This is a genomic window from Pseudoalteromonas luteoviolacea DSM 6061, from assembly GCF_001625655.1.
Taxonomy (GTDB): Bacteria; Pseudomonadota; Gammaproteobacteria; order Enterobacterales; family Alteromonadaceae; genus Pseudoalteromonas; species Pseudoalteromonas luteoviolacea.
In genome coordinates this window covers 26,501-48,733 of the sequence record NZ_AUYB01000126.1, presented here as the reverse complement: position 1 = coordinate 48,733, position 22,233 = coordinate 26,501, and the positions used below count along the sequence as shown (strand labels likewise).

The 22,233-nt window shown below is 42.4% G+C and carries 20 protein-coding genes; 16 read left to right on the top strand and 4 right to left on the bottom strand.

What is annotated here, in order from left to right; translation table 11 throughout:
- Window positions 1-248 precede the first annotated feature (248 nt).
- Window positions 249-1,727, top strand: coding sequence for a sodium/proline symporter PutP (putP, locus tag N475_RS18755; RefSeq protein ID WP_063357013.1), 1,479 nt, complete (start codon window positions 249-251; stop codon window positions 1,725-1,727).
- Between the two features lie 89 nt (window positions 1,728-1,816).
- Here putP and N475_RS18750 read toward each other — a convergent pair whose 3' ends face one another.
- The 4 genes from N475_RS18750 to map form a co-directional block, all read right to left on the bottom strand.
- Window positions 1,817-2,524: a hypothetical protein gene (locus N475_RS18750; protein ID WP_063357014.1), complete on the bottom strand. Its 708-nt coding sequence runs from the start codon at window positions 2,522-2,524 to the stop codon at window positions 1,817-1,819.
- A 109-nt stretch (window positions 2,525-2,633) separates the two neighbouring features.
- Window positions 2,634-3,461, bottom strand: a complete 828-nt coding sequence (gene dapD / locus N475_RS18745) for a 2,3,4,5-tetrahydropyridine-2,6-dicarboxylate N-succinyltransferase (RefSeq protein ID WP_063357015.1) — start codon at window positions 3,459-3,461, stop codon at window positions 2,634-2,636.
- Window positions 3,462-3,471: 10 nt separating this feature from the next.
- The gene (gene glnD, locus N475_RS18740) at window positions 3,472-6,090 is read right to left on the bottom strand and encodes a [protein-PII] uridylyltransferase (protein WP_063365793.1); all 2,619 of its coding nucleotides are present in this window, start codon (window positions 6,088-6,090) and stop codon (window positions 3,472-3,474) included.
- Window positions 6,091-6,275: 185 nt separating this feature from the next.
- A complete protein-coding gene (gene map / locus N475_RS18735) occupies window positions 6,276-7,064 on the bottom strand; it encodes a type I methionyl aminopeptidase (protein WP_063357017.1) in 789 nt (262 codons plus the stop codon).
- Between the two features lie 290 nt (window positions 7,065-7,354).
- Between map and rpsB the strand changes: the two genes are divergently transcribed.
- The 15 genes from rpsB to rnhB all read left to right on the top strand — a co-directional run bounded on the left by rpsB (window position 7,355) and on the right by rnhB (window position 22,232).
- Window positions 7,355-8,083, top strand: coding sequence for a 30S ribosomal protein S2 (rpsB, locus tag N475_RS18730; protein WP_063357018.1), 729 nt, complete (start codon window positions 7,355-7,357; stop codon window positions 8,081-8,083).
- Window positions 8,084-8,189: 106 nt separating this feature from the next.
- Window positions 8,190-9,041, top strand: coding sequence for a translation elongation factor Ts (gene tsf / locus N475_RS18725; protein WP_063357019.1), 852 nt, complete (start codon window positions 8,190-8,192; stop codon window positions 9,039-9,041).
- Between the two features lie 141 nt (window positions 9,042-9,182).
- Entirely contained in the window at window positions 9,183-9,923 is a 741-nt protein-coding gene (pyrH, locus tag N475_RS18720; RefSeq protein ID WP_063357020.1) for a UMP kinase, read from the top strand.
- Between the two features lie 107 nt (window positions 9,924-10,030).
- Complete coding sequence (gene frr / locus N475_RS18715) at window positions 10,031-10,588, top strand: ribosome recycling factor (RefSeq protein ID WP_063365792.1); 558 nt, start codon at window positions 10,031-10,033, stop codon at window positions 10,586-10,588.
- 228 nt (window positions 10,589-10,816) lie between these two features.
- Window positions 10,817-11,590, top strand: a complete 774-nt coding sequence (gene uppS, locus N475_RS18710) for an undecaprenyl pyrophosphate synthase (RefSeq protein ID WP_063357021.1) — start codon at window positions 10,817-10,819, stop codon at window positions 11,588-11,590.
- 11 nt (window positions 11,591-11,601) lie between these two features.
- Window positions 11,602-12,468, top strand: coding sequence for a phosphatidate cytidylyltransferase (locus tag N475_RS18705; protein WP_063357022.1), 867 nt, complete (start codon window positions 11,602-11,604; stop codon window positions 12,466-12,468).
- Window positions 12,465-13,670, top strand: coding sequence for a 1-deoxy-D-xylulose-5-phosphate reductoisomerase (gene ispC / locus N475_RS18700; RefSeq protein WP_063365791.1), 1,206 nt, complete (start codon window positions 12,465-12,467; stop codon window positions 13,668-13,670). The genes N475_RS18705 and ispC overlap by 4 nt, the downstream gene beginning before the upstream one ends.
- A 2-nt stretch (window positions 13,671-13,672) precedes the next feature.
- Entirely contained in the window at window positions 13,673-15,025 is a 1,353-nt protein-coding gene (gene rseP / locus N475_RS18695) for a sigma E protease regulator RseP (RefSeq protein ID WP_063365803.1), read from the top strand.
- Between the two features lie 70 nt (window positions 15,026-15,095).
- On the top strand, window positions 15,096-17,567 hold the full coding sequence (gene bamA / locus N475_RS18690; protein WP_063357025.1) for an outer membrane protein assembly factor BamA: 2,472 nt from the start codon (window positions 15,096-15,098) through the stop codon (window positions 17,565-17,567).
- A 10-nt stretch (window positions 17,568-17,577) separates the two neighbouring features.
- Window positions 17,578-18,096, top strand: coding sequence for an OmpH/Skp family outer membrane protein (locus N475_RS18685; protein WP_063357026.1), 519 nt, complete (start codon window positions 17,578-17,580; stop codon window positions 18,094-18,096).
- Complete coding sequence (gene lpxD / locus N475_RS18680; protein WP_063357027.1) at window positions 18,096-19,136, top strand: UDP-3-O-(3-hydroxymyristoyl)glucosamine N-acyltransferase; 1,041 nt, start codon at window positions 18,096-18,098, stop codon at window positions 19,134-19,136. Before N475_RS18685 ends, lpxD begins: the two co-directional genes overlap by 1 nt.
- Window positions 19,137-19,147: 11 nt before the next feature.
- On the top strand, window positions 19,148-19,600 hold the full coding sequence (gene fabZ, locus N475_RS18675; RefSeq protein WP_063357028.1) for a 3-hydroxyacyl-ACP dehydratase FabZ: 453 nt from the start codon (window positions 19,148-19,150) through the stop codon (window positions 19,598-19,600).
- A 2-nt stretch (window positions 19,601-19,602) separates the two neighbouring features.
- Window positions 19,603-20,373 carry an acyl-ACP--UDP-N-acetylglucosamine O-acyltransferase gene (gene lpxA / locus N475_RS18670; protein WP_063357029.1) on the top strand — a complete coding sequence of 257 codons (771 nt, stop codon included), beginning with the start codon at window positions 19,603-19,605 and terminating at the stop codon, window positions 20,371-20,373.
- Window positions 20,374-20,494: 121 nt separating this feature from the next.
- Window positions 20,495-21,649: a lipid-A-disaccharide synthase gene (lpxB, locus tag N475_RS18665; protein ID WP_063357030.1), complete on the top strand. Its 1,155-nt coding sequence runs from the start codon at window positions 20,495-20,497 to the stop codon at window positions 21,647-21,649.
- Complete coding sequence (gene rnhB, locus N475_RS18660) at window positions 21,639-22,232, top strand: ribonuclease HII (protein ID WP_063357031.1); 594 nt, start codon at window positions 21,639-21,641, stop codon at window positions 22,230-22,232. The genes lpxB and rnhB overlap by 11 nt, the downstream gene beginning before the upstream one ends.
- Window position 22,233 lies beyond the last annotated feature (1 nt).

Sequence of the window (22,233 nt, the reverse complement as noted above, 5' to 3'; positions counted from 1 at the left end):
ATGGTTCAAATATAAGGTAATCTAAAGCATATTTCATTAATAAATTTACAGTTATTTAGTATTTTCGTACTAAAGGGTAATATTTCAGAATGTTAAATGTGCAATAACAGCAATTTATACTGAGTTGCTTGGGCAGTGAATAGAGCCATGATATAGTGGCACTTTGTGTTTGGCTTTTGTTCCAATGCCAGTCTTAACAATTTGAATGACTGTTATTCGGAGAGAAGCTCTTTTTATTGGAGGTCATTTTGGAAATTGGCACAATGATATCGCTCGCATTGTATTTTATTGTGATGTTGGCTATCGGCCTTTATGCCTATCGTAAATCTACCAATGATGTGTCGGGCTACATGCTCGGTGGACGAAACTTACCACCTAGTGTTGCAGCTTTGTCTGCAGGCGCATCAGATATGAGTGGTTGGATCTTAATGGGTCTACCTGGTGCAATGTTCATCACGGGCTTTAGCAGTACGTGGATTGCGATAGGGTTAGTCATTGGCGCGTTTTTAAACTACTTGTTGGTTGCTCCAAGGTTGCGTGTATACACTGAAATAGCCAATGATGCGATCACGATTCCAGATTATTTCGCCAACCGATTTGAAGACAATAGCAACGCATTACGCATCGTGTCCGCTGTAGTTATTATTGTATTCTTCACGCTTTATACCTCATCAGGCGTTGTGGCAGGTGGTAAACTTTTCGAAAACTCATTTGGTATGAGCTATGAAACCGGTTTATATGTGACAACCGGTGTCGTTGTGCTTTATACCTTATTCGGTGGCTTTTTAGCCGTCAGTCTCACTGACTTTGTGCAGGGCTGTATTATGTTTATAGCTCTCGTACTTGTGCCTCTGGTGACGTTCAACTTGCTAGAACAACCACTACTAAGTACATTGAAAGAAGTTAACCCAGACATGTTAACTTGGATTGGTGCTGGTGGAGTGATTGGTATCATATCTGCTATGTCTTGGGGTTTAGGTTACTTTGGTCAACCACATATTATTGTTAGGTTTATGTCGGTACGCAGCGTAAAAGATATGCCAACTGCGCGTAACATCGGTATGAGCTGGATGGTGGTTGCAACCTTAGGTGCTATTACAACGGGCTTATTTGGTGCAGCATATGCCCATGAAAATAACTTACAGATCAAAGATGCAGAAACAATTTTCTTAGTGTTGTCTGAGCTATTGTTCCATCCATTGATTGCAGGGTTTTTACTTGCTGCGATCCTAGCCGCTATCATGAGTACCATCTCTTCTCAATTGCTGGTAAGTTCAAGTTCACTGACTGAGGATGTTTACAAGGTATTTATTAAACCAACAGCATCTGAAAAGGAGCTGGTAATGGTTGGTCGCATTAGTGTAGCCGCTGTGTCGGTTTTAGCGATTTACCTAGCGCATGATAGAAACAGTACCATTTTAAGTTTGGTGAGCAACGCGTGGGCTGGCTTTGGTGCTGCTTTTGGTCCGTTGGTACTGTTTAGTTTATTTTGGAAGCGTATGAACTTTGCGGGAGCGTTGTCAGGCATGATTGTTGGTACGGTGACTGTACTTGCATGGATTTACGCGCCGTTTACGATTGCAGGCCAAAGCCCAAGCGGTTTTATTTATGAAATCGTGCCTGGATTTATTACAGCTTCACTAGCGATTATTGTGGCAAGCTTACTAACAGCACCACCATCTGATGCAATAGAGCAAAAATTCGAGGAAATGAATAGAGGCTTGTAATCAGTTTAAACAAGCTTTGATAACAAAAAGGTGAGCTAAGTGCTCACCTTTTTCGTTTTAACCTCTGAATGCTTTTAAGGTACGCAGAACTACATTCTAACGCCATATTCATAAAAACAATTTTGAGTTATATGGTGCTTTTCAACAGGCCTGAGCTGTATCACTTCAATTTGACTTACTTTATCTTGCTTGATAAGTTGATGGATCTCAAAATAGCGACTCCAACTGATCCCTTTGTATGGGCGAAGCTCTAAATATGGGTATTGTACGTAATGCCATGTGCCTGTTAGCAAACGTTTGTTGTCTTCTGATACTGGACTGCCCAAAATCTCATACGCGCCATTTCGAGAGAGTTTTAATTGGAACGATAAATCACACTCAGCGGTACTAAATTGTTGTGCTAAATCCTGTTTTAAAAGTGGGGCATTTTCACTGTTTTTTGGAAATGGATATATGGCGATAGCATCTTTGGTATACCAGTGATTACCCTCTTTCAGGCCTTGTATATCGGCGATTTTAAAGCCATGTTCCATGGCAATTGATTTTACGGATTCAAGCGCTGAAGAGTCTCTGAGCATTAATGAGTGGAGAATCGTGTTCTGAGAGATGCTGGTTGGAAAATCAAGACTGTTTGTCTCAACCTCAAACCCTTGTTCATTCAATGCGGATTGTAACTTACTGAGTTCATTGTCAGGTAAATACTTACCAAAAACATGTACTGTAGTGGTGTGGGTACAGCCTAACAGCATGGTGCTCAAGGTGCACATTAGAAGTTGAGTTTTTGTTATTTTTATCATTACTTCAGTCCTTTTAATATCTGCCATATATTTAGCATGATTGGGACTGAAAAGTCAGTATTAAGATAAAAACCGTACACCTAAAAGGTGTACGGAAGCAAGAATCAGGTTAGTCCTGAACAGAGCGCAGTAGGGCGTTAACGCCTACTTTTTCGCGAGTTTGTTTGTCTACCTTTTTAACAATGATCGCAGCATACAAGCTATGTGTGCCATCTTTACTTGGAAGTGAGCCTGGGACAACGACTGAGCCAGCAGGAACACGACCATAATGAATTTCACCTGTTTCTCTGTCGTAGATACGTGTACTTTGAGAAATATATACACCCATCGAAATAACAGCGCCTTCTTCAACGATAACACCTTCAACGATTTCTGAACGAGCACCGATAAAGCAGTTGTCTTCAATGATTGTAGGGTTTGCTTGCAGCGGTTCTAGCACACCACCAATACCAACACCACCTGATAGATGAACATTTTTACCAATTTGTGCACATGAACCTACGGTAGCCCATGTATCCACCATTGTGCCTTCGTCGACGTAAGCGCCAATATTGACATATGACGGCATTAATACGACGTTTTTACCAACGAAACTGCCCTGACGTGCTACTGCATTCGGTACCACACGCATGCCGCCTTGTTGAAATTGCTCTGGAGTATAGTCACTGAATTTAAGAGGGACTTTATCGTAAAACTGGTTTACACCATCGCTCATCGGCTGGTTATCACGGATCCTAAACGACAATAAAACCGCTTTTTTCAACCATTGGTGAACAACCCATTCGCCACTGATTTTTTCAGCTACGCGAGCTGCACCAGAATCCAGAAGCTCTAAAGAGTCTGTAATGGCTTTCTTAATTTCTGGGGCAACACTTGAAGGTGTAATGTTGTCACGGTTTTCCCATGCTTGTTCAATAATACTTTTTAAATCCGACATAGTATCCTCGTTATTCAGATTCGGCTTTTAATTTTTTCATAAGAGAGAGATGAAGATCACTCTTTTCATCTTCACTCAGTGCTTGATATTGTTCATTTGAAACGACAAAGAAATCTTCAGCTCGTTCACCGACTGTTGTGATCCTCGCCGCATGAATATGTAGGTTTTTAACCTGTAATACTTCCGCAATTTTGGTTAATAGACCCTGAATATCAACCGCTTGTATCTCAAGTAGGTTACGGTCTTCACGAGCATGCGGGCGCAAAATGACTTTAGGTTTGATGTTAAAGTCCTTAAACCTTTGCGAGCGGTTTTTCTTCAGTCGTATTTTCTTCTTTGGATCTGCAAGGATGCTTTCTAATCCTCGGCGGATGTTTTTTGCTCGGCTACCACTGATGGCATCGCCATTGACTTCCAAAATAACAAAGCTAAATACTACATACCCATCTTTGGTTGTCATGACTTGAGCGTGTTGAATTTGCGCTTTTTTGGTGCCTATCACAGACACCAATTTGGCGAACAAACTGGCTTCATATGGCGCGTAAACAAATACTTGTGTACCACCGTGCATTGGTTTTTCAGATACGGCAACTCCGGCAGTACTTTGATCTTTCCTTGAAAGTAAAAACTCACTTTGCCATGAGATTTGCTGCTCACTAAAACCGGTAAAATAGTTTGCTTTAAACCGTGACCAAAGCAGCGTAATTCGCTCTTCATCGTATCCAGCATCAAGCAATCTTTGTATTGCCTGAGCTTTTTTATCTCTGATCTGATCTCGCATATCCATTGGATTTTCAAGGCCCAGTCTTAACGCTCTTTGGGCATGCAGATACAGCTCTCTGAGTAGAGTATTTTTCCAGTCATTCCAAAGGTTATCATTCGTTGCGCGGATATCAGCAACGGTTAAACAATACAAATAGTCTAACTGGCGCTCATTTTTCACTTTGGAAGCAAACTCATTGATTACATCAGGATCGTTAATGTCTTTACGTTGTGCAGTGACAGACATTAACAAGTGGTGCTCAACCAACCAAGCAACCAGCTTGCCATCTGAAGGAGTAAGTTTGTGCATACTCGCAAATGCTGTTGCATCCACTGCTCCCAATTCAGAGTGATCACCACCTCGTCCTTTGGCGATATCATGGAATATACCGGCTAGATAGAGCAACTCAGGTTTATCCATGCGTGTCATGATTTCGGAACAAATTGGAAAATCTTTATTGCACTGTTTGTCACGATACTTGTGGATGTTATTTATGAGCTTGTGCGTATGCTCATCCACGGTATATGCATGAAACAAGTCGAATTGCATTTGGCCAAAAATACTTCGCCATTGCGGTAGATAGGCGGCTATGAGGCCGTGTTTATGCATAAGCGTAAACGCTCTCCCCATACCATTAGGGTGCTTCAGAAGACGCATAAACGCGTCTCTGCACGCTGCATAATCTTGTAAATCGCCCAGAAGGCGACGCCTAACTTGTCTAACTGACCGAATGGTATTGGGATCAATATCTGTGATATCAGGGTTGTCTGCTATGTGTTCAAAGAGTACGAGCAAGTTTTCGCGCAAGAAAAACGCGGATGGATCTTTGACTCGTATTTTATGACCAATGCGCTCAAAGTGAGCATCTAGAGGCACAACCGCTAATGCATCTTGGTCAGGTAAAATACTCTGTTCGAAGTACGCTAGAAGCATCTGGTTCATTTCTCGAACACGACTCATGATGCGAAATAGACGTTTCATCATCCGCTCAACTGATGGCTTCCCCTCAGATCCAAACCCCAATAACTCTGCAGCATGAGGTTGATAATCAAAAAGCAGGCGGTTTTCGGGGCGTCCTGCAGCAAGGTGCAATGCGAAACGAATATTCCACAAGTTTTCGATGCACTCCATAAGCTCTTGATACTCTTCGTGAGTCAAGTAGCCATGGCCGATGAGCTCTTCGAGAGTTTCAGCATGAAAGTGCTTTTTGGCAACCCAGAAAATTGTCTGTAAGTCACGCAGGCCGCCGGGGTTTTCTTTAATGTTTGGTTCTAGATTATAGGCCGTGCCATGGCATTTTTTACGTCTGACTCTTTGTTCTTTTACTTTGGCAATAAAAAAGTCATCAGAACGCCAAATGGGTGTTTTGACGATATGACTTTTGAGACGTTCGAACTCTACTAAATTGCCGCAAATTAAGCGACTTTCTAGCAAGCTGGTTGTGAAGTGTACATCTTGTCTTTTTTGCTCTAACACCTGCTCATGGGTGCGCACACTATGGCCAATGTCAAGGTTTAAGTCCCAAAGCATCGTGACAAAAGCTTCGAGCTTTTGCCTGAGCTCCTCATTAGGCTCTCCATCAGTAAGCAATAGAAAGTCGATGTCGGAGAATGGGTGTAGCTCGCCACGTCCATAACCGCCAATCCCAATCAGTGCAAGTTGTTCAAAGTCAGCTAGACCAGTTTGACAATATAACTTTTTCAGTAAGATATCTATGAACTCTGAACGAGCATTGATAAGGAGTCTAACGGGTTGCTTGGAAAATTGATTGTTCAGCCATTTATAGAAATAGCTCATACAACCCTTGTAATCACAAAGTTGCTCAGCTTCTTCTAGCAACAATTTTACTTTGTTCGGTAACGCCACGGGATATCCTTGGGTCCTTATTATCATTAAGTAGTTTTTGTCGCTGCAAGCATATCAGGCCGAGTTGTACGACCTGTGCTTTCAAAATATTTGCAACGTTGTCCGCAGTGGGGAGCCCCAATGCGGATTTTTAGATGGTAGTCATGTTACTTGCTGTTTGAAAAGCAAGAGCAGTATAGTCGAAATTATGCGTGCTCGATCACTTTTTCAATGGTGTCGTCATTGCGATGCGTAAGTATTTCAACACCATTGTCTGTCACGAGTAACGTGTGCTCCCACTGAGCTGATAGACTACGGTCTTTGGTTACAACAGTCCAGTTATCTTTTAGTAGCTTACACTGACGTTTACCCGCGTTAACCATTGGTTCAATTGTTAAGCACATGCCTGCTTTTAATACTTCGCCAGTGCCTGGTTTACCATAGTGCATTACTTGTGGTTCTTCATGGAACTCAGCACCAATGCCGTGGCCGCAGTATTCACGTACAATTGAATAGTTAAAGCCTTCCGCATACTTTTGGATAGCAGCACCAATATCACCGAGTCTTACACCTGGCTTAACCATCTTAATTGCAAGGTATAGTGATTCTTGAGTAATTTCGCTCAAGCGTTTTCCTTGAATACTTGGCTTGCCTACATAGAACATTTTAGAAGTGTCACCGTGATAACCATCTTTGATAACGGTTACATCGATATTAACGATATCACCTTCTTTAAGTGGCTTCTCATTTGGAATACCGTGGCATATTACGTGGTTAACTGAGGTACAAATTGACTTAGGAAAACCGTGATAATTTAATGGTGCTGGGATGCAGCCTTGAACATCCACAATGTAGTCATGACAAATTGTGTTTAATTCGTCTGTAGTAACCCCAGGCTTCACATAAGGTTCAATCATTTCTAATACTTCAGCCGCTAACCTACCGGCAATACGCATTTTTTCGATTTCATCAGGGGTTTTAATCACTGCACTCATTGAGACTCCAAGTCATAATTTCTAGTAGCAATAACGAGCAAATTTTGCTCTCGTCATTGAGTTAATTTAATTTATATGGTATAAAGCGCGCCGTCTTTTTACAAATAAATCTTCTCTAACAGATGTTGAGGTTGTTTGTACTTAAGACAAGCAAAATTAAATTTTAACACACACACATATCGACACATACACTTGGGTGCATGTTTGTATCGGTCAAAGATACGTAATTAGCATGTTGGTGATATGGGATATGTGGAGGCCTAACCCTAACTAAATAGAGGAAAATACAAATGGCAAACGTTTCAATGCGCGATATGCTTCAAGCTGGTGTTCACTTTGGTCACCAGGCACGTTACTGGAACCCTAAGATGAAGCCGTTCATCTTCGGTGCTCGTAACCGCGTTCATATCATCAACCTAGAAAAGACAGTTCCACTTTTCAACGATGCACTTAAGTTTTTATCAAACGTTGCATCTAACAAAGGTAAAATCCTTTTCGTAGGTACTAAGCGCGCAGCTGGTGAAGCAGTTAAAGAAGCAGCTATCTCAAGTGAGCAGTTCTACGTAAATCACCGTTGGTTAGGTGGTATGTTGACTAACTGGAAAACAGTTCGTCAATCAATCAAGCGTCTTAAAGACCTTGAAGCTCAAAGCCAAGACGGTACTTTCGAGAAGCTTACTAAGAAAGAAGCGCTAATGAAAACGCGTGAAATGGAAAAGCTTGAGAAGAGCCTTGGTGGTATCAAAGATATGGGCGGTCTACCTGACGCTATCTTCGTAATCGATGCTGACCACGAGCACATCGCTATCCGCGAAGCTAACAACCTAGGTATTCCAGTAGTATCAGTTGTTGATACTAACTCAAACCCAGATGGTGTTGATTTCATCATCCCAGGTAACGACGATGCGATCCGTGCAATCCAGCTTTACACTAAAGCTGTTGCAACTGCTATCACAGAAGGTCGTGAAAGCAACATCGTTGCTCAAGCAGAAAACGACGATTTCGTAGAAGCTGAGTAATTAGCTGTCATCAAGTCTTCATCAACATAATGATGAAGACTTGATATTCTTTACAAGCGGAAATTCGCTTACCAAAAAAACCGAATTCAGAATTGAGGATATTCTAATGGCTGTAACTGCTGCCCTAGTTAAAGAACTTCGCGAGCGTACTGGCGCTGGCATGATGGATTGTAAAAAAGCACTAACTGAAACTAACGGTGATATCGATCTAGCGATCGAGAACATGCGTAAGAGTGGTGCTGCTAAAGCTGCTAAAAAAGCGGGTAACATCGCTGCTGAAGGTACAATCCTTATCAAGCAAGGTGAAGGTTTTGCTGCACTTCTAGAAGTTAACTGTCAAACTGACTTCGTTGCTAAAGACGAAAACTTCCTAGGTTTTGCTAACACTGTTCTTGACGACGCTGTTGCTACTAAAGCTACAATCGCTGACCTTCAAGCTAAGTTTGAAGAGACTCGTGTTGCTCTAGTTGCTAAGATCGGTGAAAACATCAACGTTCGTCGCGTTGAGTACATCGATGGTGACAAGCTATCTGCATACCGTCACGGCGACCGTATTGGTGTTGTTGTAACTGGTGATGCTGACGAAGAAACACTTAAGCACGTTGCAATGCACGTTGCTGCTTCTAAGCCTGACTTCCTAAAGCCAGAAGACGTACCTGCTGACGTTGTTGAAAAAGAAAAAGCGGTTCAAGTTGAAATCGCTATGAACGAAGGCAAGCCTGCTGAAATCGCAGAAAAAATGGTTATTGGTCGTATGAAGAAGTTCACTGGTGAGATCTCTCTTACTGGTCAAGCTTTCATCATGGAGCCTAAGAAGTCTGTTGGTGAGTACCTTAAAGAGAAAGCTGCTACTGTTTCTTCATTCATCCGCCTAGAAGTTGGTGAAGGTATCGAGAAGAAAGAAGAAGACTTCGCTGCTGAAGTTGCTGCACAGATTGCTGCTGCAAAAGGCGAATAATCGCAATAGAATAATCTTATTGACATAAAAGTAGTGATTTGCTTTTGCGTCAATGAAGAAAATTCTCTAAAATAACCGCGCATTTATGTCTATCATAAGCGCGGTTATTTTTTGTCTCAATTTTAACTTGGCCCGGAAATTATGACTATCAATCGAAAACCTGTTTTTAGACGCGTTCTTCTTAAATTAAGCGGTGAAGCTTTAATGGGAGATGAAGGCTTTGGTATCGATCCAAAAGTGTTGGATCGTATGGCGCAAGAAATCAAAGAACTTGTAGAACTCGACGTAGAAGTGGGTTTGGTGATCGGCGGCGGTAACTTTTTACGCGGTGGCTCTTTAGCTGAAGCGGGTATGAACCGAGTAGTTGGCGATCACATGGGCATGCTAGCAACAGTGATGAATGGTTTAGCGATGCGTGATGCGCTTCACAGAGCGTTTGTAAATGCGCGCTTGATGTCGGCTATTCCACTTAATGGTGTGTGTGATGCTTACAACTGGGCAGAGGCGATCAGCTTGTTAAAATCAGGCCGTGTTGTTATCTTTTCAGCAGGTACTGGTAATCCGTTCTTCACGACAGACTCAGCTGCATGTTTGCGTGGCATTGAAATTGAAGCGGATACTGTGATCAAAGCAACTAAAGTTGACGGTGTATACAGTGATGATCCGGTTAAAAACCCGGAAGCGACTCTATATAGCGAATTATCGCATGACGAAGTTATCGATAAAGAACTAAAAGTCATGGACTTAGCGGCTTTCACTCTAGCGCGTGACCACAACATGCCATTAAGTGTATTCAACATGAATAAACCTGGTGCATTGAAACGCGTTATCATGGGCGAAGACGAAGGTACTTTGATCACATCGAAAAAAGTAGCGGAATAAAAGCAATTTCAGATGGGGCTGTCTAGCCTCATTCATGTAGAACAAACTTAGGTCAATCGCTTGTTTTAGAGTTGATTGGCTAGAACAGTAAAAATAGGATTGCAACTGTGATTAATGATATCCAAAAAGACGCTCAAGAGCGCATGAAAAAAAGCGTGGCAGCACTAGCTAGCCAACTATCTAAAATCCGCACTGGCCGTGCACATCCAGCTTTATTAGACGGAATCTCAGTTTCTTACTACGGAGCTGATACGCCTCTAAACCAAGTTGCTAACGTAACTGTTGAAGACTCTCGTACGCTTGCTATCAATGTTTTTGATAAGTCTTTAGCGCAAGCTGTTGAAAAAGCTATCATGGCTTCAGACCTAGGTCTTAACCCAATGTCAGCTGGTACCGTTATTCGTGTACCACTACCTCCACTAACAGAAGAGCGTCGTAAAGACCTAATCAAGATTGTACGTGGTGAAGTAGAAAGCGGCCGTGTTGCGGTACGTAACATTCGTCGTGATGCAAATGGTGACATTAAATCGCTATTGAAAGACAAAGAGATTTCAGAAGACGAAGCACGCCAAGCAGAAGACCAGATCCAAAAGATCACTGATGCACATATTAAAGAGATGGATACTCAACTTAGTGCGAAAGAAGCCGAGTTGATGGAAATCTAAAGCTCTCTTGAGTTGTGTAAAAAAGCCGCTATTTAGCGGCTTTTTGTTGTCTTAAGGCCTACTTTTTAAGCGCGAGATGTTTTTATTAGGCCCTTGTTTTCAATTGGGGTTCGAACTTGTTTACATTACATACGTTAGCGCTTGTTAATTGAACAAAAAGAATTTTATTAGGTTTGCAGCGCTGTCTGCGCTATACTAGGCGGCGTTTTTTTTATTTAAAATAGTACTATGGTTTTAAACGCTGACGCGATTTCTCAACAATCACTACCTAAGCACGTTGCCATCATTATGGATGGGAATGGACGCTGGGCTCAGGCGCGCAAGCGACCTAGGGCCTATGGGCATAAAAAAGGTGTAGACTCTGTTCGCAGCGCTGTGCAGTTCTGTACAAAATTAGGCATCGAGTCTTTGACATTGTTTGCATTTAGCAGTGAAAACTGGCGCAGGCCTGAAGATGAAGTTAGTACCTTAATGGAATTATTCCTCTTTGTGTTAAGTAAAGAGGTTAAAAAATTACATAAAAATAATGTAAAACTAAAAATCATTGGTGACATATCAAAGTTCCCTGAGAGTTTACAAGATAAAGTGCATGACGCACACGCATTGACTGCTGATAATACGGGACTAACCTTGAACATAGCCGCAAATTATGGTGGAAGGTGGGATATCGTTAGTGCTGCAAAGTCTCTTGCGACTCAGGTGCAAGAAGGTGAAATATCAGTTGCTGATATCACAGAAGACGCTTTGTCTGAAAAGTTAACCATGGCGGAACAAAGCCCTCTAGATTTATTGATCCGCACTGGTGGGGATTACCGCATCAGTAACTTTTTGCTGTGGCAAGCGGCTTATGCAGAACTGTATTTTACAGAAACTCTCTGGCCTGATTTTAACGAAGAAGCTTTCTCAGAAGCGATTGCTTGCTATATTTCTAGAGAAAGGCGCTTCGGTTGCACAGGCGAACAAATACAACAACTACTCGCCGAGAGCAAGTCAACAAGTTAAAGGTATAAAATTTGTTAAAACAACGCATTATGACGTCGGTGGTATTAGCACCGCTGGCGCTACTATTAGTATTTTATACACCATTACAGCTTTTTAGCCTTATTGCAGGTGCAATTGTACTTTTGGGTGCTTGGGAGTGGGGCTCACTAATGGGACTCAAGAAAAGCGCACATCGTGCGATTTATGTTTCAATCACAGCGACTCTTATTGCTTTACTTCATGTACATTGGCCCATTGAAAGCTTGTGGCAATCAGGGAAATTGGTTGCAGATGCAAATTATTTATTCACGCTTGCTGCTGCTTGGTGGATTGTCGCGACGCTACTGGTCTTCCGATATCCAAAAATGGCGAGAGCTTGGAGCCAAGGGTATGTTATGCCCGCAGTAGCAGGCTTTTTGACTCTTGTACCGCTGTGGTTGGCTTTAAATGTGCTTAGAAGTGCCGAATATAATGCATCAGAGCAGTTTGGCTCAGTGCTTATTATGGTTGTTTTGGGCATTGTTTGGAGTGCGGATATTGGCGCTTACTTTGCGGGTAAAAACCTTGGTAAAAGAAAGTTGATGCCAAATGTGAGCCCAAACAAAACCATCGAAGGTTTGATCGGTGGCCTATTGACTTCGGTCGTATTTGTTTTGATTTTTTGTTATTGCTCCGATGTAGCGCACAAGCAATGGTTACTTTATGGCGCACTTACTGTCGTTATCGCGCTGTTTTCTGCAATTGGCGATTTACTAGAGAGCATGTTTAAACGCGAAGCTGGCTTAAAAGATTCAGGCAGCTGCTTGCCTGGCCATGGTGGAATTTTAGACCGCATTGATAGTCTAACGGCTGCTGCTCCTATATTTGCGTTATTTTACGCGTGGACGGTTACGCTATGAGTGCCGAGTCTAATCGACTAGAACAGGTTGTTATTCTTGGCGCAAGTGGTTCTATTGGTACATCTACTCTAGATGTTATTGCTCGCAATAAAGCGCGCTATAACGTTTTTGCTTTAGTGGCTGGTTCTAACGTCGATGTAATTTTAAAGCAAGCATTGGAACATAAGCCGAGATATATCGTCATGCAAGACGAGCGTGCCGCTTTGTCTTTGCGTGAGCAATTAAGTAATACGTCTATTGAAGTGTTAAGTGGCACTGATTCCATGTGCGACATCGCCGCACATGATGATGTCGACATTGTGATGTCAGCGATTGTGGGTGCTGCAGGCCTCCTCCCAACCCTTGCCGCTGTGGAAGCTGGCAAAAAGGTGCTATTGGCGAATAAAGAGTCATTGGTGATGTCAGGCCAATTGTTTATGGATAAAGTGAAGCGCCATGGTGCAACATTGTTACCCATAGACAGCGAACATAACGCGATTTTTCAATGTATGCCATTAGATGTGCAACGTGGTACAAAATCTGACTTCAGTTCGATAGGCATTCGTAAGATTCTATTGACCGGCTCCGGTGGTCCATTTTTGACACGTGATATACAAACTCTAGAGCAAGTTACTGTTGATGAGGCTGTAGCACACCCAAATTGGTCAATGGGACGAAAGATCTCGGTTGATTCTGCAACAATGATGAATAAGGGCTTAGAGTTTATCGAAGCTAAATGGCTATTTGATTGCCAAGCAGATGATATCGAAGTGGTGATACACCCTCAAAGTATGATCCACTCAATGGTACAATACCAAGATGGTTCTGTTATCGCTCAAATGGGTCAACCAGATATGCGTACGCCAATCGCATATGGACTGGCTTATCCAGATCGAATAGATGCTGGCGTTAAACCATTAGATTTTTCTGCAATGCGAGATTTCACATTTACCCACCCGGATTATGCTCGTTATCCAAACCTGAAGCTCGCAATTGACGCTTGCAGACATGGGCAAGCTGCGACTACCTCTTTGAACGCGGCTAATGAAGTTTCCGTCGCTGCTTTCTTAGAAGGGCGCATTGGTTTTATGGATATATTCAAAGTTAATGAGCAGGTGCTTGAGCACAGCACACTAAACGATTTAAAATCATTGGATGAAATTTTAGATATGGATAGTCAAGCCCGTCGGCTTGCAGGACAGTTAATCGCGAAGCAGGGGTAATGATGTTCGATTTTTTCTGGAATCTTGGTTCATTTATTGTCGCATTGAGTATTTTAGTCGCTGTACATGAATACGGACATTTTTGGGTTGCCAGAAAAGCGGGTGTTAAAGTACTTAGATTTTCAATTGGCTTTGGTAAACCTTTGTTTACTTGGTATGACAAGATGGGGACTGAATATGCTATTTCGGTCATCCCGTTGGGTGGTTATGTTCGAATGCTTGATTCTCGTGTTGACGACGTAGATGAAAATAGCATCGATAAAACCCTTGATAGTAAGTCAGTCTATGCACGCATGGCTGTAGCCGCGGCTGGCCCAGCAGCGAACTTCTTATTCGCTATAGTTGCACTTGCTATTATGTATTCTGTTGGCGTACAGAACGTGAAACCTGTTGTTGGGACTGTTTCCGAGTCTTCAATTGCCCAAAGAGCCGGTATTTTGCCTGGTGATGCGTTAAAGCGTATCGGTGGTGAAGAGGTTAATTCTTGGCAAGAAGTCAACTTTGCTGTCATGTCTGGGCTTGGTGAACAGCGATTAGAGATAAAAGTTGTTGATGCAAATGGTCAGATTGCAATTCGCACCCTAGACGTCAGCAATTGGAAATTAGATCAGAAAGACGTTGCGCCTTTAGCGTCCATAGGTATCAATCCATACCGACCAGATATAACAACTGAACTGGCTGTTATTGCCAGAGATTCTGCTGCTGAGCGCGCACAGTTGCAAGCTCAAGATGTGATTGTCTCTTTTAATCAGCAGGGTGTTACGAATTGGGCTCATTTCGTTGGGTTAGTACAGCAGGCTGCAAATCAACCTAGTGTCTTATCTGTATTAAGAAATGGCCAGGAAATAACTCTAAATGTGACACCCGATGGAAAAGAGCTCTCTGACGGTCAGGTGATTGGTTATTTGGGAGTTGTACCAAAGCAGAAAAGTTGGCCTGAAGGCTACATTGAGACTAGACAGTACGGTGTATTCGATAGTATCGTGCTTGGCGTTCAGAAAACCTATGCGTTGACTGCGCTAAGCTTCGATATGATTGGTAATTTGATAACCGGTCAAGTCTCTGTTCAAAATATCAGTGGGCCAGTTGGTATTGCCGTTGGGGCTGGAGACAGTGTCAGTTATGGATTAGTTGCCTTTTTAAGCTTTCTAGCACTAATTAGTGTTAATTTGGGAGTTTTTAACCTTTTGCCACTCCCAATGTTGGATGGTGGGCATTTGATGTATTACTTAATTGAACTAATTCGAAAAAAACCGGTCTCTGAAAAGACACAAGAGTTAGGTTATAAGCTGGGAGCGATGATGCTGTTAGCTCTGACTTGTTTTGCACTGTTTAATGACGTATCGAGGCTCTAGGCTCTGTAATAGAGCGGTAGCGCACGTGGCGTATAGTACGCCGTAAGCTGTAAAGGATAAAGATAATAAAATGCCTATAAAAAAACATTTAGCTGTAACGAGTTTACTTGGCGCCAGTTTTGCCGCTTTAGGGCAAAACTCCTTTATCGTTGAAGATTTAAAAGTTGAAGGGTTACAACGTGTTGCACTTGGTGCGGCATTAACACATATTCCTATTAATGTTGGTGATGAGATTGATAACTACACAGTTTCAAGAACGATCAAAACATTATTTTCGTCTGGTCACTTTGATGACATTACGGCATACCGTGATGGCAATCAGATCATTTTCAAAGTAAAAGAGCGCCCGACGATTGCTTCAATTGAATTCGATGGCAACAAAGACATCAAAGATGAGCAACTTCAAGAAAGCTTAGACGACAAAGATATTCGTACTGGTGAAACACTGGACCGTACGGTTATCGATGGTATCGAAAAAGGTCTGATTGAGTTCTTCCACAGTATTGGTAAATATAACGCCAAGATTGAAGTCAGCATCGTTGAATTGCCTCGTAACCGCGTAAAGTTAAAGTTCGACTTTGATGAAGGTGACGCTGCATCTGTTCGCCAGATTAACTTAGTTGGTAATGAATTATTTTCGGATGAGCAGTTACTACGTTTGGTTGAGTCTCAACAAGATTTACCTTGGTGGAAGTTCTTGTCGAGCGACCGTTACCAAAAGCAAACTATTGAAGGCGACCTCGAAAAAATCCGCAGTTATTACCTTGATAGAGGTTACTTAAGGTTTAACATCGACTCTACCCAAGTTTCAGTGAGCCCAGAGCGTGAGTCAGTTTACGTAACGGCGAATATCACTGAAGGTGAGAAGTACACCGTTAAAGGGTTTGACTTTATTGGTGATTTATTAGGCCGTGAAGAACTGATCCGTAGTGTAGTTCCTCTTAAAGCCGGTGAGTTGTATAACGGCTCTTTGGTTACGTCTTCTGAAGAGTTCATCAAAGGTTATCTAGCTAGATTTGGTTATGCGAACGCTGAAGTTCGTACCATTCCTGAGATCGATGACGAAAACAAAGAAGTGCATTTAACATTGTCAGTGGATCCTGGCAAACGCGTTTATGTTCGTCGTATCTTGGTAAATGGTAACCAGAATACAGCAGATCATGTTGTACGAAGAGAAATGACTCAGCTTGAGGGCGCTTGGTTATCAAATCAAAGCCTTGAACGTTCGAAGTTGCAGATCCAGCGTTTACCATACATGGAAAAAGTTGAGTTTGAAGTAAAACCAATTCCGGGTGTGGACGATCAAGTTGATGTAGACTTCAACGTAAAAGAACAACCAGCAGGTAGTTTCCAAGCGGGTGTTGCTTACGGCTCTTATGCTGGTTTACAGTTTAACGTAGGGGTAAGCGAATCTAACTTCTTAGGTTCAGGTGACCAAGTTGCATTCAATATCAATACGTCTCGCGCATCGACAAGGTACAGTGTGTCCTACACTGACCCGTATTTCACGCCAGATGGTATTTCTCAAGGTAGTAGTATTTTCTACAGCAACTTTGATGGCGGTGAAATTGGTCTTGTAGATTATGATTCGCGTAGTTACGGTATTGGTACTCACTTTGGTATTCCAATTAACCCTGTTAACCGATTGAACTTTAGCTTCCGTTGGATTGAAGAAGACCTAGACCGTATTGCTGACTACGAGCAAACGCGTGTTATGAGGCTAACATTTGAAGACCCTGACAACCCTGATAGTGGATTTGATTTCACTAAGTTCGAATTGGGTGTAGGTTGGTCACGTATCACGGTTAACCGAGGTATGTTCCCGACTGATGGTTCGCGTCAATCTGCTAACTTTACCTTTACGACACCAAACTCAGACTTGAACTATTTCAAACTGAGCTATGATTCGCGCTTCTACTGGCCAATTAGTAATGACCATCGTTGGGTATTCTCAACGCGTGCTGCGCTTGCATATGGTAATGGTTATGGTGAGAAGAATGGGTTTGATCAGGTATTACCTTTCCAAGAGTTCTACCGTATTACAGAAATGGAACTGAGAGGTTTTGAACGAAATACAATCTTACCTCAGGCGGTTCAACGTACACCTTTACCAATTACAGGTACTCCAAATCCTGATGGTTCGACAACAGGCACGATCGGCGGTGATCCGCAATTTGACCAGTTGATACCACTAGGCCGTATCGGTGGTAATGCGAAGGCTGTACTTGGTGCTGAAATGATTGTTCCAACACCTTTCCTAGATGAAGAAAACACAAGTTCAGTTCGTACTAGCTTCTTTGTTGATGCAGCGAACGTTTGGGACACTGAATTTGATGTAAGTCGTTATACAAACTTGCCAGAAGATCAATACAAACAATTATCAGACTTTTCTGATCCTGGCCGTTTTAGGGTTTCAACTGGTTTATCTATCCAATGGATTTCACCAATGGGACCAATGTTAATTAGTTTTGCGTATCCACTGAAAAAAGAAGACGATGATGACACTCAAAACATCAGCTTCAACATCAGTAATACTTTCTAAGGAGTTTATTGTGAAAAAGATTTTTAAAACGTCTGCTATGGGTATTTTAGCAGCATTGTTAATGGGTAACTCAGTTAATGCATTCGCTCACAAAGTGGGTTTAATCGATATGCAATCAATTTATTCACAGTTACCGCAAATGGCTAAAATTGAACAAACGCTAAAAAGTGAGTTCGCAGAGCGTCGCCAAGAATTAGAAAAACTACAAGGCGATATTCGTTTTGAAGCAGAGAAGTTTAAGCGTGAAAGTGCGACTATGAGCGAAGAGCAAAAAACAGCGCTTCGCGACAAAATCCAACAAATGCAAAAAACACTTGCTGAAAAGGGCCGCCCTTTAGAGCAGGAAATCAAGCAACGCCAAAATCAAGAGCTAGCTAAGGTTCAAAAACTTATCTTTGATGCTATTCAAGATGTAGCTAAAAAAGGAAAGTTTGACGAAGTTCGAGTAAAAGAAACGACAATTTACTTCAACCCTGATAAAGTTAGCGATCTATCAGATAAAGTTGTTGAAGCAGTTAGCAAAAAATAATGACGAAACAATACACGTTGTCACAATTGGCTGAGTATTTAGGCGCTTCCTTAGAAGGAAACGCCGATCAGCCAATCGTGAAAATCGCTACTTTGTTAAATGCCAAGAATCAAGATATCGCATTTTTGGCAAACAAAAAGTATCGCAATCAATTAGAGTCCACAGAAGCCGGCGCGGTAATTTTATCGGCTGACGAAGCAGAGTATTTCGCTGGCAATAAATTGATCTGTGAAAATCCTTACGTTGCCTACGCTAAGTTGGCGCAGTACATGGATACAACGCCGAGTGCAGCAAGTAGTATTCATTCCAGTGCATGTATAGATGAAGAAGCCTCTCTAGGTCAGAGCGTCAAGATTGCAGCAAATGCTGTCATCGAGTCTGGAGCTGTGATTGGTGATAACGTGGAAATTGGTGCAGGCTGTTTTATTGGTAAGAATGCTCGCATTGGTGCAAACACTAAGCTTTGGGCCAACGTCACTATTTACCATGACGTGGTGATTGGTGAAAAATGCTTGTTCCAGTCTGGCGCTGTAATTGGCAGTGATGGATTTGGCTATGCAAATGAGTCTGGTGAGTGGGTTAAGATCCCTCAGATTGGCACGGTAATCATCGGCGATCGCGTTGAAGTAGGTGCGTGCACTTCAATAGACCGTGGCGCCATCGATGACACGATTATTCATGACAATGTGATACTCGACAACCAAATCCAAATTGCCCACAACGTGGAAATTGGCTACGGGACAGCCATCGCTGGATGTTCGGTAATGGCTGGAAGCGTCAAAATTGGTAAATATTGCCAAATTGGCGGTATGGTCGCAATTAATGGTCACAATGAAGTGTGTGACGGCGTCATAATCACAGGTATGAGTATGGTCACAAAAGGCATTTCGCAGCCAGGGATCTACTCTTCAGGTATGCCTCATACAACGAACAAAGAATGGCGCAAGAATATTGCCCACTTACGCAATCTTTCTGATTTTAAAGCGCGAATTAAGGCGCTAGAAAGTTTAACTGAGCAGTTACAACATACGGATAAATAAAAGGTGGTATTTTGGCCAACGAATTAAACAGCTTTGACATTCAGGAAATCTTAAAGTTATTACCACATCGCTACCCGATGCTATTGGTTGATAAAGTAGTCGACTACAAGCCGGGTGAGTACCTACATGCTATTAAGAATGTGACAGCAAATGAGCCTATTTTTACGGGTCACTTTCCTGAACAGCCTATTTTCCCGGGAGTCATGATCCTAGAAGCGCTCGCTCAGGCTACTGGACTACTTGGGTTTAAGACCGTCGAAAACCGCTCTGATAATGAGCTATACTTATTCGCAGCCATCGACAACGCAAGGTTTAAGCAACCAGTTGTTCCTGGTGATACGATGCATCTACATGTGCAGTTTGTTAAAGAACGTCGCAACATTTGGAAGTTTTCAGGTGAAGCAAAAGTTGACGGCAATGTAGTATGTAGTGCCGAATTAATGTGTGCTAGAAGAGAGTTTTAAGCGTGATCCATCCTACCGCAGTTATTGAGCCAGGTGCTAAATTAGGAAATAACGTCTCTGTTGGACCATATAGTTACATTGGTAACGACGTGGTCATTGGCGATGATTGTAAAATTGAATCGCATGTAGTTATTAAAGGACCAAGTGAAATTGGTTCTGGTAACCATATTTTTCAGTTCGCATCAGTAGGCGAGGCCTGTCAAGATAAAAAGTACAAGGATGAACCAACAAAACTTATTATCGGTGATAACAACGTTATTCGAGAGTGTGCGACCATTCACCGTGGTACAATTCAAGATAACGGCGTTACCATCATTGGTAGCAACAATTTATTTATGGCTTATACGCATGTAGCCCACGATGCAGTGATTGGCAACAACGTAATATTTGCAAATAATGCGAGTGTAGCAGGCCATGTGCATATTGGTGATTGGGTAATCCTAGCTGGTAACTCAGGTGTACACCAATTCTGTAAAGTTGGGTCACACGCATTTGTTGGCATGTATTCTGGTGTTAACCAGGATGTACCGCCATTTGTGACAACGACAGGCACGCCAGCACGTCCGGTCGCTATTAATACAGAAGGCTTAAAGCGTCGTGGTTTTGAGTCAGAAGAGATTATGGCAACGCGTAGAGCATATAAAATACTATTCCGCAAAGGCTTAAAGCTGGATGAGGCACTTGTTTTATTGCAAGAAGAAGCGCAAAAGTTCCCTGTGGTTCAACAGATGGTAGACTTTATTGCAACCTCTGAGCGCGGGCTAGTACGCTAAAGCAGATTACCCCTTTCGATTGCTAAATTGAGCATTCAAATTAGCACATATCAAAGGGTGGGTTCTGATATAATGACGCCATACTTAGTATGGCGTTTTTTTATTTTCCAGAAGAACAAAAATGGCAAACGAAAAATCAATCACCATTGGTATTGTTGCAGGCGAATTGTCTGGCGATATTCTCGGCGCAGGGTTAATTAAAGCCCTTAAAAAACGGTATCCTACAGCCCAATTTGTGGGTATTGCGGGCCCTAAAATGCAAGCTGAAGGCTGCAAAAGCTTATTTGATATGGAAGAGCTGGCAGTTATGGGACTTGTTGAAGTCCTGGGACGCTTACCGAGATTGCTGAAAATTAGAAAACAGCTGGTAAACCATTTCATTGATAATCCTCCTGACGTATTCATTGGTATTGATGCTCCAGACTTTAACTTACGCGTTGAAAAGCCTTTAAAAGCGGCTGGTATCAAAACCATACAATATGTTAGCCCGTCAGTTTGGGCGTGGCGTCCAAAAAGAATACACACAATTGCAGAAGCGACCAACTTGGTGCTTTCGCTATTACCCTTTGAAAAAGCGTTTTATGACAAACATGAAGTACCATGTACGTTTGTTGGGCATACGTTAGCGGATGAAATCCCTTTGGAGTCTGATCAGCAAGCAGCGCGAGCTGAAATTGGCTTAGATGAGTCAGACACAGTGTTGGCCTTGTTACCCGGAAGCCGTGGCTCAGAAGTGAGTTTGTTGAGCGAAACCTACTTACAAACAGCCAAACAACTGGTCGATAAAATTCCTGATCTAAAGATTGTTGTGCCTTTGGTTAATGAAAAACGCCAGAAGCAATTTATGCAAGTTTTGAATAAAGTTGCACCTGAACTGAGGCCTATTCTACTTGATGGACAGTCTTCTATTGCCATGAAGGCAGCAGATGCGGTGCTTCTTGCATCTGGTACGGCCACGTTAGAAGCCATGCTTTACAAAAAGCCGATGGTTGTTGGCTACCGCCTAAAGACCTTAAGTTACAAAATTTTCAGTACATTCTTTACTTTTAATATTAAGCACTTTTCTCTACCAAATTTGCTGGCTGATGCGCCTTTGGTTCCTGAGTTTTTGCAAGAAGAGTGTAACCCTGATGCATTGACCGATGCGTTGCTTCCGCTACTGCGTGAAGATAATTCGGCGCTGATAAAGCGCTTTTACGAAATCCATAAAGATATCCGTTTGAATGCCAGTGAACAGGCTGCAATCGCTGTTGCGGAGGTAATAGATGCAAATTGAACGACCTAATTTTAACTATATTGCAGGTGTGGATGAAGTAGGCCGAGGCCCCTTAGTCGGCGACGTTGTAACGGCAGCTGTTATTTTAGATCCAACTAAACCTATTGAAGGGTTGACCGATTCTAAAAAGCTCTCTGAGAAAAAGCGCAATGCGCTCGCAGAAGAAATTAAAGAAAAAGCACTGTGTTATTGTATAGCGCGTGCCAGTGTCGAAGAAATTGATGAGCTCAATATTTTGCATGCAACCATGCTTGCTATGAAGCGTGCTGTTGAGGGACTTAGCATAGCCGCTGAGTTTGTATTTGTAGATGGCAATCGACTTCCTGAAATAAGTACGCCTGCACAAGCGGTTGTAAAAGGTGACAGTCTGGTGCCAGAAATTAGTGCAGCTTCTATTTTGGCGAAGGTAACACGTGACAACGAAATGATTGAGCTTGATGCTAAGTTCCCACAATTTGGTTTTGCCGGCCACAAAGGCTACCCAACCAAAGCGCATTTCGAAGCACTGGCTTTGCACGGTATCACGCCTTACCATCGTAAAAGCTTTAAGCCAGTACAACGTATTCTTGCGGAGCAGTCCTAAT

What these genes read in the sequence shown, in the direction of transcription:
- N475_RS18750 (WP_063357014.1), bottom strand. Translation starts at nt 2,524, where the DNA reads ATGATAAAAATAACAAAAACTCAACTTCTAATGTGCACCTTGAGCACC.
- dapD (WP_063357015.1), bottom strand. Translation starts at nt 3,461, where the DNA reads ATGTCGGATTTAAAAAGTATTATTGAACAAGCATGGGAAAACCGTGAC.
- map (WP_063357017.1), bottom strand. Translation starts at nt 7,064, where the DNA reads ATGAGTGCAGTGATTAAAACCCCTGATGAAATCGAAAAAATGCGTATT.
- rpsB (WP_063357018.1), top strand. Translation starts at nt 7,355, where the DNA reads ATGGCAAACGTTTCAATGCGCGATATGCTTCAAGCTGGTGTTCACTTT.
- tsf (WP_063357019.1), top strand. Translation starts at nt 8,190, where the DNA reads ATGGCTGTAACTGCTGCCCTAGTTAAAGAACTTCGCGAGCGTACTGGC.
- pyrH (WP_063357020.1), top strand. Translation starts at nt 9,183, where the DNA reads ATGACTATCAATCGAAAACCTGTTTTTAGACGCGTTCTTCTTAAATTA.
- uppS (WP_063357021.1), top strand. Translation starts at nt 10,817, where the DNA reads ATGGTTTTAAACGCTGACGCGATTTCTCAACAATCACTACCTAAGCAC.
- ispC (WP_063365791.1), top strand. Translation starts at nt 12,465, where the DNA reads ATGAGTGCCGAGTCTAATCGACTAGAACAGGTTGTTATTCTTGGCGCA.
- rseP (WP_063365803.1), top strand. Translation starts at nt 13,673, where the DNA reads ATGTTCGATTTTTTCTGGAATCTTGGTTCATTTATTGTCGCATTGAGT.
- bamA (WP_063357025.1), top strand. Translation starts at nt 15,096, where the DNA reads ATGCCTATAAAAAAACATTTAGCTGTAACGAGTTTACTTGGCGCCAGT.
- lpxD (WP_063357027.1), top strand. Translation starts at nt 18,096, where the DNA reads ATGACGAAACAATACACGTTGTCACAATTGGCTGAGTATTTAGGCGCT.
- lpxB (WP_063357030.1), top strand. Translation starts at nt 20,495, where the DNA reads ATGGCAAACGAAAAATCAATCACCATTGGTATTGTTGCAGGCGAATTG.
- rnhB (WP_063357031.1), top strand. Translation starts at nt 21,639, where the DNA reads ATGCAAATTGAACGACCTAATTTTAACTATATTGCAGGTGTGGATGAA.